Raw genomic sequence first — 9,985 nt, forward strand, 5'->3', positions numbered from 1 at the left:
CCCGGAGCCCCACCGCCCACTTCCCGCCATCCGTGCGCGACCCGGTCCGGATGCTGGGATGCTTGGTGGCAGTTGAATGCGGTACACACCGGAGCTGGGGGCAGGGAAGTCGTGGGAGACAGGGTGCGCGTGGTCATCGCCGAGGATTCGGTACTTCTTCGGGAGGGCCTGACCCGGCTGCTGACCGACCTCGGGCACGACGTGGTCGCAGGCGTCGGTGACGGGGATGCGCTGGTCAAGACGGTCGGTGACCTGGCCGCGCAGGGGGAGCTGCCGGACGTGGTGGTGGCGGACGTACGGATGCCGCCGACCCACACCGACGAGGGGGTGCGGGCCGCGGTGCGACTGCGGCGGGAGCATCCCGGAATCGGGGTACTCGTTCTGTCGCAGTACGTGGAGGAGCAGTACGCGACCGAGTTGCTGGCCGGGTCCAGCACCGGGGTCGGGTATCTGCTCAAGGACCGGGTGGCGGAGGTCCGGGAGTTCGTGGACGCCGTGGTTCGGGTGGCCCAGGGCGGTACCGCCCTGGACCCCGAGGTGGTGGCCCAGCTGCTCGGACGCAGCCGCAAGCAGGACGTGCTCGCCGGACTCACCCCTCGTGAGCGGGAGGTCCTGGGACTAATGGCGGAGGGGCGGACCAATTCGGCGATCGCCAAGCAGCTGGTGGTGAGCGACGGAGCGGTCGAGAAGCACGTCAGCAACATCTTCCTGAAGCTCGGGCTCTCGCCGAGCGTCGGGGACCACCGGCGGGTGCTGGCGGTGCTGACGTACCTGAATTCATGAACACCGTGTGAAGCCTGAAGGAGCCCGGGGGGTGCCGGCGGCGGCCGACGGAGTCGGTGGGGACGCCGGACGGTGCCGGTCCCGGCGGAAGGCCCGGCCGACGGCACTGGCCTTCTGACGCTCCGTCAGATAGCAAGGTCGGGAGGGTGCCGACAGGAGGCGTGGGACCAGAACCAAAGGATGAGGACGGAGCGTCTTCGACAACGTGCCGGGGGGCGAACGAATCATGACGAAACAGGGCACCGAGGTGTCTCATCAGCAGGTCCATCATGTGAGCGGGCCGAGGAAGGCCACCCTTACCGACGTAGGGTGGCCACGGAATGGCCGGGCGATCGGCCGATCCGGAGCAGCCGCCTCTGAGGGAGGTCCAGTTCAGTGACCAGCCAGGTCAGTAGCCCGGCCGAGCAGGCCGACGGCGCAAACGGCGCCGACGGAGCCCACGACTCCGTCGTCGGGGAGCAGCGCGGTCCCGCCGCGGGGGGTGCCCCGGGGGCCACGGAGAAAGAGGTCCGCCGCCTGGACCGGGTGATCATCCGGTTCGCGGGCGACTCCGGTGACGGTATGCAGCTCACCGGTGACCGCTTCACGTCGGAGACGGCGTCGTTCGGCAACGACTTGTCGACGCTGCCGAACTTCCCGGCCGAGATCCGCGCCCCTGCCGGAACCCTGCCGGGTGTCTCCAGCTTCCAGCTGCACTTCGCCGACCACGACATCCTCACGCCCGGGGACGCCCCGAACGTGCTGGTGGCGATGAACCCGGCCGCGCTCAAGGCGAACATCGCCGATGTGCCGCGCGGCGCGGAGATCATCATCAACACGGACGAGTTCACCAAGCGGCCGATGGCCAAGGTGGGGTACGAGACGTCCCCGCTGGAGGACGGTTCGCTGGACGCCTACAGCGTGCACCCGGTGCCGCTGACCACCCTGACGGTGGAGGCGCTCAAGGACTTCGGCCTGTCCCGCAAGGACGCCGGCCGGTCCAAGAACATGTTCGCGCTGGGCCTGCTCAGCTGGATGTACCACCGGCCCACCGAGGGCACGGAGGCGTTCCTGCGGCAGAAGTTCGCCAAGAAGCCGGAGATCGCCGAGGCGAACGTGGCGGCCTTCCGGGCGGGCTGGAACTTCGGCGAGACCACCGAGGACTTCGCGGTCAGCTACGAGGTGGCCCCGGCCACCACCGCGTTCCCCCCGGGCACGTACCGGAACATCTCCGGGAACCTGGCGCTCTCCTACGGGCTGGTCGCCGCCGGGCAGCAGGCCGACCTGCCGCTCTACCTCGGCTCGTACCCGATCACCCCGGCCTCCGACATCCTGCACGAGCTCTCCAAGCACAAGAACTTCGGTGTGCGGACCTTCCAGGCGGAGGACGAGATCGCGGCCATCGGCGCGGCGCTGGGTGCCGCGTTCGGCGGGCAGCTCGCGGTGACCACCACCTCGGGCCCCGGCGTGGCGCTCAAGTCGGAGACCATCGGCCTCGCGGTCTCGCTGGAGCTGCCGCTGCTGATCGTGGCGATCCAGCGCGGCGGCCCGTCCACCGGTCTGCCGACCAAGACCGAGCAGGCGGACCTGCTCCAGGCGATGTACGGCCGCAACGGCGAGGCGCCGGTGCCGGTCGTCGCCCCGCGCACGCCCGCCGACTGCTTCGACGCGGCGCTCGACGCGGCGCGCATCGCGCTGACGTACCGCACCCCGGTCTTCCTGCTCTCCGACGGCTACCTGGCCAACGGCAGCGAGCCGTGGCGGGTCCCGGAGGTCGACGAACTCCCGGACCTGCGCGTGCAGTTCGCGACCGGCCCCAACCACGAGCTGGCGGACGGCACCGAGGTCTTCTGGCCGTACAAGCGCGACCCGCAGACGCTGGCCCGCCCCTGGGCGGTGCCCGGCACCCCCGGTCTGGAGCACCGGATCGGCGGCATCGAGAAGCAGGACGGCACGGGCAACATCTCCTACGACCCGGCCAACCACGACTTCATGGTCCGCACCCGCCAGGCGAAGATCGACGGCATCGAGGTCCCGGACCTGGTCGTCGACGACCCCGACGGCGCACGGACCCTGGTGCTCGGCTGGGGCTCGACGTACGGGCCGATCACGGCGGCGGTGCGGCGGCTGCGCACCGACGGCGTTCCCATCGCCCAGGCCCACCTGCGCCACCTCAACCCCTTCCCGAGGAATCTCGAAGAGGTGCTGAGGCGTTACGACAAGGTGGTCGTCCCGGAGATGAACCTGGGTCAGCTCGCCACGCTGATCCGGGCCAAGTACCTCGTGGACGCGATTTCGTACAACCAGGTCAACGGAATGCCGTTCAAGGCCGAGCAGCTGGCCACGGCTCTCAAGGAGGCCATCGATGACTGAGACGACGACCGAGCCGAAGTCCGGGGAGGCCGGGCCGGCCGCTCCGGCCGGGAAGACGCTTCTGTCGCTGGTCCCCAAGGCCGAGGCGAAGCAGTCCATGAAGGACTTCAAGTCCGACCAGGAAGTGCGCTGGTGTCCGGGCTGCGGCGACTACGCGGTGCTCGCCGCCGTGCAGGGCTTCATGCCGGAGCTGGGGCTGGCGAAGGAGAACATCGTCTTCGTCTCCGGGATCGGCTGCTCCTCCCGCTTCCCGTACTACATGAACACCTACGGGATGCACTCCATCCACGGCCGCGCCCCGGCCATCGCGACCGGCCTCGCCTCCTCCCGGCGGGACCTGAGCGTGTGGGTGGTCACCGGTGACGGCGACGCGCTGTCCATCGGCGGCAACCACCTGATCCACGCGCTGCGCCGCAATGTGAACCTCAAGATCCTCCTGTTCAACAACCGGATCTACGGGCTCACCAAGGGCCAGTACAGCCCCACCTCGGAAGTCGGCAAGATCACCAAGTCGACGCCGATGGGTTCGCTGGACGCGCCCTTCAACCCGGTCTCGCTCGCGATCGGCGCGGAGGCGTCCTTCGTCGCCCGCACCGTCGACTCCGACCGCAAGCACCTCACCGAGGTGCTGCGCCAGGCCGCCGACCACCCGGGCACCGCGCTGGTGGAGATCTACCAGAACTGCAACATCTTCAACGACGGCGCCTTCGAGGTCCTCAAGGACAAGGACCAGGCGGAGGAGGCGGTCATCCGGCTCACCCACGGCGAGCCGATCCGCTTCGGTGCCGACGGGTCGAAGGGTGTCGTACGGGACCCGCAGACCGGCGATCTGAAGGTGGTCGCGGTCACCGAGGAGAACCAGTCGCAGATCCTCGTCCACGACGCGCACAACGCCTCGCCGACCACGGCCTTCGCGCTGTCCCGGCTGGCCGACCCGGACACCCTGCACCACACCCCGATCGGAGTGTTCCGCTCCGTCGACCGCCCGGTGTACGACACGCTGATGGCCGACCAGCTGGACTCCGCGATCGAGCGGGACGGCAAGGGCGACCTCGGTGCGCTGCTCGCGGGCAAGGACACCTGGACCGTCGTCGGCTAGCCCGACCACGCCCGGTACGAAAGGGGCGCCCGGCCTGCACAGGCCGGGCGCCCCTTCGCGCTTCCTGGCTCCCCCCGGATGTCATGACCGTATTGCGGAACGGACATGACATGCGGAGCCGGCGGGGCTTACCGTCGTGCGCGACAGGTGTGTGCAGCGTGCATGTTCCAGGGCGGGAGGCCAGAACCGGTGGAGACGAAGAAGGAGCAGCGGGCGGGGCTGCTGTACGGCATCGGGGCCTACGGCATGTGGGGTGCGGTCCCGCTGTTCTGGCCCCTGCTGAAGCCCGCGGGCGCGATCGAGATCCTGGCCCACCGGATGGTGTGGTCGCTGGTCGTGGTGGTGGTCGCGCTGCTGGTGGTGCGCCGCTGGGGCTGGATACGGGAACTGCTCGGGCAGCCGCGCAAGCTGGGCCTGATAGCCCTGGCCGCCACCGTCATCAGCGTCAACTGGGCGCTCTACATCTGGTCGGTCAACACCGGTCACGTGGTGGAGGCCTCACTCGGCTACTTCATCAACCCGCTGGTCACCATCGCCATGGGCGTGCTGCTGCTCGGCGAGCGGATGCGTCCCGTGCAGTGGGCGGCGGTCGGCGTCGGAGCGGCGGCGGTCGTGGTGCTGGCGGTGGGGTACGGGCAGCCGCCGTGGATCTCGCTGGTGCTGGCGTTCTCGTTCGCCACGTACGGCCTGCTGAAGAAGAAGGTCAACCTGGGCGGGCTGGAGTCGCTGGCGGCCGAGACGGCGATCCAGTTCCTGCCCGCGCTCGGGTACCTGGTGTGGCTGGGGGCGGCGGGTTCGTCGGCCTTCGGGGCGCACGGGACGGGGCACGCGGCGCTGCTCGCCGCGACCGGGCTGGTGACCGCGGTGCCGCTGGTGTGCTTCGGCGCGGCGGCGATCCGGGTGCCGCTGTCCACGCTGGGGCTGCTCCAGTACCTGGCGCCGGTCTTCCAGTTCCTGCTGGGGATCGTGTACTTCCACGAGGCGATGCCGCCGGAGCGGTGGGCCGGGTTCGGCCTGGTGTGGCTCGCGCTGTCCCTGCTGACCTGGGACGCGCTGCGCACCGCCCGGAAGGGCAGGCGGGCCGCGCTGCTGGCCGCGGCGGCGTTGCCCCCGGAGGCGGCGGACGTGGCGGCGGGCGCGGCAGAGGCACAGGTCGCGGAGAAGGGTGCGGGTGCTGCTGCCGGTACGGCGGAGGCTGCTGGTGCCGGTACGGCGAAGGCTTCGGATCCGGCGGGAGCGTAGGCCGCGGGTACCGGCACCGGACCCGGCGCGTAAAACCGGAGGACGGTCGGGGTGGGCTCGGGTTAGGCTCGATGTATGGCCAGGCACTACTACTTTCTGTGATTCCTCGCGCGGACGCGGCGTGAGTGCGAGCGGCTGAGCCCTCGCCCCGCCGGTGACGTCCGCGCGCCCTCAGGCCCGCCTGCCGATCCCATCCCCTGAGGAATCACCGTGCGCCCTCGCGCCCAGATCCAGAGCCGTACCCACACCCCTGCCCACGCCCAGACCCCGGCCCCGGTCTCGTCCCAGCTCTCGCTGCGGAACGTCTCCCTCGCCTTCGGTGACCGTGCCGTACTCGACGGAGTCACGCTGTCCGTCCGCCCCGGAGAGAAGGCCGGGGTAGTCGGGGAGAACGGGTCCGGAAAGTCCACCCTGCTGCGGCTGATGGCCCAAACCCTGCTGCCCGACGAGGGCGGGGTCACCGTCGCCTTCCCCGGTGGCGTCGGCCATCTCGCGCAGACCCTCGGTCTCGCCCCGCACCTCACCGTCCAGCACGCCGTCGACGCCGCACTCGCCGACCTCCGCACGCTGGAGGCCGCGATCCGGGACGCCGAGGCCGGACTCGGCGACCATCCCACCGAGGCCGCGCTCGACGCGTACGGCGAGCTGCTCACCGCGTACCAGGACCGGGGCGGGTACGAGGCCGACGCCCGCGTGGACAGCGCGCTGCACGTGCTCGGGCTGGCCCGCATCACCCGGGAGCGGACCCTCGGTTCGCTCTCCGGCGGGGAGCAGTCGCGGCTGGCGCTCGCCTGCGTGCTGGCCGCCGCCCCCGAACTCCTGCTGCTCGACGAGCCCACGAACCATCTCGACCAGCAGGCCACCGGCTGGCTGGAGGAGCAGTTGCGCGCCCACCGCGGCACCGTCGTCGCCGTCACCCACGACCGGATGTTCCTGGAGCGGATCGCCGACACGATCCTGGAGGTCGACCGCGATCTGCGGACGGTACGCAGGTACGGCGACGGCTGGGGCGGATACCTGGCCGCGAGGGCCTCGGCCCGTGCCAGGTGGGCGCAGGAGCACCAGGAGTGGGTCGACGACCTGGCCCGTACCGAGGCACTGGTCGAGGCGGCCGGGCAGCGGCTCGCCGCCACCGGCAAGGACCCCCGTCAGGGCTTCGGCAAGCACCGCAGGTCCAGCGAGGCCAAGCTGTCGGGGCGGGTGCGGGCGGCCAAGCAGCGGCTGGAACTGCTGCGCGCGTCGCCCGTCCCGGCGCCACCGGTTCCGCTTCGGTTTCACGTGAAACTCGACACAGCGACGCTGGAGGAGCGCCAACAGGACGGCCCACTGGCCGAGTTGAAGGACGTCTCGGTCGGTGACCGGTTGTCCGTGGCCGAGCTGCGGATCGCGGCCGGGGAGCGGCTGCTCGTCTCGGGGCCGAACGGGGCCGGGAAGTCCACACTGCTGCGGGTCCTGGCGGGCGATCTGGAGCCGGACGCCGGGAGTGTCGTACGGCCGCGGCACCTCGGCTATCTGCCGCAGGAGCTGGCGCCCACGAACGACGGGCGTTCCCTGCTCGCGGGGTACGCGGCGGGGCGGGCCGGGTTCCCGGAGGAGTACGCGGACGAGCTGCTCGCGCTGGGGCTGTTCCGGGAGGAGGACCTCGGGGTGCCGGTGGCCGCGCTGTCGGTCGGGCAGCGCAGGCGGCTGGAGCTGGCGCGGCTGGTGTCCCGGCCGGCGGACCTGCTCGTGCTGGACGAGCCGACGAACCATGTGTCGCTGGGGCTGGTGGAGGAGGTCGAGGAGGCGTTGGCGGGGTACCCCGGGGCGGTGGTGGTGGTTTCGCACGACCGGCGATTTCGGAGTGGGTTCGGGGGTGGGGAGCGGAGTCGGCGGCGGCGGTTGGAGTTGGTGGCGGGGGGTGTGGTGGGGCGGGGGTAGCGGGGCGGGGGTACGGGGTCGGGGGTACGGGGGCGGGGCCGGGCGGGGGTGGGTTGTTCGGCTCCGCCGGGGGCCGCCCCCGTACCCGCCCGTTCCGCCCCCGGGGGCGGCCCCGCCGCCCAAGGGGGCGGGGGGTGTGGGGCGGGGGTGTGCGGGCGCGGCGTCCGAGGGGGCGGGGGTGGCGGGGGGATTTGGGGGTGGTTCGGTATGCGAACAAGGGTGACCGGATTCGGCTCTTGACGTCGAGTCAAACTCTCGCTGAACATCAGGCACGCACAGCGCTCATGGCTCAGTGCCCAACCGCCTTACCAGCAAGGCCAGTTCCCGCACTTCCGTCCCGTCCCCGTTCGGAATCCGGAGCCCCCACATGACGCTCGTCCCTGCCCGCATATCGTCCCGCAGAGTGGCCGCGGTGGCCGCGCTCGCCGTCGCGGGGCTGCTCGCCCCGGTCGCCGCGAACACCGCGACCGCCGCACCCGCGCAGGCACCCACCGCCGCCCAGGCGCCCTCCGTCGCCGCCGCGCCCGACATCCCCCTCGCCAACGTCAAGGCGCACCTCACCCAGTTCTCCAACATCGCCGCCGCCAACGGGGGCAACCGCGCCCACGGCCGCGCCGGCTACAAGGCGTCCATCGACTACGTGAAGGCCAAGCTGGACGCGGCCGGGTTCACCACCTCGCTCCAGACCTTCACCGCGAGCGGCGCCACCGGCTACAACCTGATCGCGGACTGGCCCGGTGGCGACGCGAACAAGGTGATCATGGCCGGCTCGCACCTCGACTCGGTGACCTCGGGTGCCGGGATCAACGACAACGGCTCGGGCTCGGCCGCCGTCCTGGAGACCGCACTGGCGGTCTCCCGCGCCCAGTTCAAGCCCGACAAGCACCTGCGGTTCGCCTGGTGGGGCGCCGAGGAGCTGGGCCTGCTCGGCTCGAAGGCGTACGTCAACAGCCTCCCGTCCACCGAGCGCGCGAAGATCGCGGGCTATCTGAACTTCGACATGATCGGCTCGCCGAACGCCGGCTACTTCGTCTACGACGACGACCCGACCATCGAGAAGACCTTCAAGGACTACTACGCGGGCCTCGGCATCCCCACCGAGATCGAGACCGAGGGCGACGGCCGCTCCGACCACGCCCCGTTCAAGAACGTCGGCGTCCCGGTCGGCGGCCTGTTCTCCGGCGCCGACTACCGCAAGACGGCCGCCCAGGCGCAGAAGTGGGGCGGCACCTCCGGCGTCGCCTTCGACCGCTGCTACCACTCGTCCTGCGACAACACCTCGAACATCAACGACACCGCCCTGGACCGCAACAGCGACGCCGTCGCACACGCGATCTGGACGCTGTCCGCGGGCAGTACGACCCCGCCGACCGGCACCGACTACGAGAACACCACGCCGCTCGCGATCCCCGACGCGGGCGCCGCGGTGACCTCGCCGATCACGGTCTCCGGGCGCACGGGCAACGCGCCCGCCGCGCTCAAGGTGTCGGTGAACGTGAAGCACACCTGGCGCGGTGACGTGGTCATCGACCTCCTCGCCCCGGACGGGACCGCGTACCGGCTGAAGAACTCCAGCAGCGGCGACTCGGCCGACAACGTCGTGGAGACGTACACGGTGAACGCGTCGAGCGAGGTCGCCAACGGTGTGTGGAAGCTGCGCGTCCAGGACGTGGCGAGCCAGGACACCGGCACGCTGAACAGCTGGAAGCTCACCTTCTAGCAGGCCCCGGCCCACCGGCCGAACCTTCGGGCCCCCAGAACCTGCCGCCCCCGACGCGCGTCAACTCCCGCGTCAGGGGCGGCAGTCCAATGTCCGCAGCACATGGTCGACCAGCTCCGCGATCCGCTCCGGGGTGTGCGGCGGCTTGCGCAGCGCGTACCGGTAGTAGAGCGGCCCGTACAGCAGCTCCACGGCCAGTTCCAGATCGGCGTCCAGCGGCAGCCGGCCCTGGCGCTGCGCGCTCTTGAGCCGGTCCAGCGCGGCCGTGAAGCGCGGCGTGATGATCTGTGTGTGGACGGCCCGGGTCAGTTCCTCGTCGTGGTGCAGTTCGGAGAGGATGCCGATGTACGCGGGCCCGAACGGCGGGGTGGTGAGGAACCGCACCACCCCGGTCATCTGCGTGTACAGGTCGGCGGCCAGGTGCCCGGTGTCCGGAAACGGTGCCCTGCTGTCGGTCTGCTGGCCGATCGCTTCGAGGAGCACGGCGCCCTTCGAGGACCACCAGCGGTAGATCGTCTTCTTGCTGACGCCCGCTCTGGCCGCGATGGCCTCCATCGTGACGCCGCCGTAGCCCTTCTCGGTGCACAGGGCGATGGAAGCCGCGAGGATCGCCTGCCGGGACCTCTCGCTGCGTCGCTGCGGGTTCGGCGTCGCGCTCACGGGCGGAGTCTAACCGGGCGACGATACGTAGCGTATTGACAGCGGAACAACAGCCTCCAACAATAGCCATCTCAGGGGGAACGATCCGTGTCGTGGGGGGGCGCCCCGGGGGGGGGCGCGCCAAGAAGCCCGGATCAAATTGGCGCGGCCCCCCCCCGAGGTTGGGGGGGGGGGGGAGGAGACCCAGCTTGACGACTGGATAGCTCGCA

Annotated in this window: 7 protein-coding genes; 6 read left to right on the forward strand and 1 reads right to left on the reverse strand. The window is 70.9% G+C overall.

The window, feature by feature from the left end; all coding sequences use genetic code 11:
* Window positions 1-123 precede the first annotated feature (123 nt).
* The 6 genes from ACFYVL_RS29745 (at window position 124) to ACFYVL_RS29770 (ending at window position 9,116) form a co-directional block, all read left to right on the forward strand.
* Entirely contained in the window at window positions 124-783 is a 660-nt protein-coding gene (locus tag ACFYVL_RS29745; protein WP_389250223.1) for a LuxR C-terminal-related transcriptional regulator, read from the forward strand.
* Window positions 784-1,158: 375 nt separating this feature from the next.
* Window positions 1,159-3,135: a 2-oxoacid:acceptor oxidoreductase subunit alpha gene (locus tag ACFYVL_RS29750; protein WP_389250205.1), complete on the forward strand. Its 1,977-nt coding sequence runs from the start codon at window positions 1,159-1,161 to the stop codon at window positions 3,133-3,135.
* A gap of 97 nt (window positions 3,136-3,232) precedes the next feature.
* Entirely contained in the window at window positions 3,233-4,234 is a 1,002-nt protein-coding gene (locus ACFYVL_RS29755) for a 2-oxoacid:ferredoxin oxidoreductase subunit beta (protein WP_389250225.1), read from the forward strand.
* A gap of 189 nt (window positions 4,235-4,423) precedes the next feature.
* Window positions 4,424-5,476, forward strand: coding sequence for an EamA family transporter RarD (rarD, locus tag ACFYVL_RS29760; protein WP_389250207.1), 1,053 nt, complete (start codon window positions 4,424-4,426; stop codon window positions 5,474-5,476).
* Window positions 5,477-5,704: 228 nt separating this feature from the next.
* Window positions 5,705-7,396, forward strand: coding sequence for a ribosomal protection-like ABC-F family protein (gene abc-f / locus ACFYVL_RS29765; RefSeq protein ID WP_389250227.1), 1,692 nt, complete (start codon window positions 5,705-5,707; stop codon window positions 7,394-7,396).
* 367 nt (window positions 7,397-7,763) lie between these two features.
* Window positions 7,764-9,116 carry a M28 family metallopeptidase gene (locus tag ACFYVL_RS29770; RefSeq protein ID WP_389250209.1) on the forward strand — a complete coding sequence of 451 codons (1,353 nt, stop codon included), beginning with the start codon at window positions 7,764-7,766 and terminating at the stop codon, window positions 9,114-9,116.
* A 72-nt stretch (window positions 9,117-9,188) separates the two neighbouring features.
* Here the strand turns inward: ACFYVL_RS29770 and ACFYVL_RS29775 are convergent, their stop codons facing one another.
* The gene (locus ACFYVL_RS29775; protein WP_389250211.1) at window positions 9,189-9,776 is read right to left on the reverse strand and encodes a TetR/AcrR family transcriptional regulator; all 588 of its coding nucleotides are present in this window, start codon (window positions 9,774-9,776) and stop codon (window positions 9,189-9,191) included.
* Window positions 9,777-9,985 lie beyond the last annotated feature (209 nt).

Source organism: Streptomyces sp. NPDC004111, assembly GCF_042874215.1.
Classification (GTDB): domain Bacteria; phylum Actinomycetota; class Actinomycetes; order Streptomycetales; family Streptomycetaceae; genus Streptomyces.